This is a genomic window from Siphonobacter sp. BAB-5405 (assembly GCF_002872335.1).
Lineage (GTDB): Bacteria > Bacteroidota > Bacteroidia > Cytophagales > Spirosomataceae > Siphonobacter.
Genome location: NZ_NJAG01000236.1, coordinates 1 through 501 on the forward strand (window position 1 = coordinate 1; position 501 = coordinate 501).

The 501-nt window shown below is 44.1% G+C and carries 1 protein-coding gene; it reads right to left on the reverse strand.

Annotated features, from left to right (window positions below; translation table 11 throughout):
* Positions 1 to 255, reverse strand: a 255-nt coding sequence (locus BWI97_RS28875) for a hypothetical protein (RefSeq protein WP_233208108.1), incomplete at its 3' end; no start/stop codon positions are given.
* Positions 256 to 501: the final 246 nt, after the last annotated feature.

The window sequence follows — 501 nt, forward strand, 5'->3', positions numbered from 1 at the left end:
CGTTTCAATAGTCGACAATGCCACTAATACGAACAAGGCATCATCGACGGAAGGCACATGGTCTTCATATATTTCGAGCATGAGTTCCCGGAATCTCTCCGGCATTAGTCCGGCGTCCAGTAGGGTTATCGTACTATCTAATTCATGAAGTCGTACCGGTTTTACCGTTAATACCTGTACTAGCTTGATTTCTTTCTCGTTCAACCGAACGATCCATTTATCCCCTACGCGAAACTGATTTCTCCAAAGCCGCACGGTAGTAAAAATTACAGTTCACAGCTTGTTATTCCAATTGGTAGAAAAATCGATGGTTCCAATCCGCAATAACCAACCTATCAATGGCAGGTGGTTGCTAAACGTGACTGTAAAGAGTTAACGAGCCCTGTTAGGTCCTTCCAGACAAGTCAACTGCCCGATTTAGTGGTAGAGTCTATGTCTGCTCCAACTACAGCGATTTCAGAACAGAATTGACGGTTAACTGGACGATCAAAACCAGGAAAG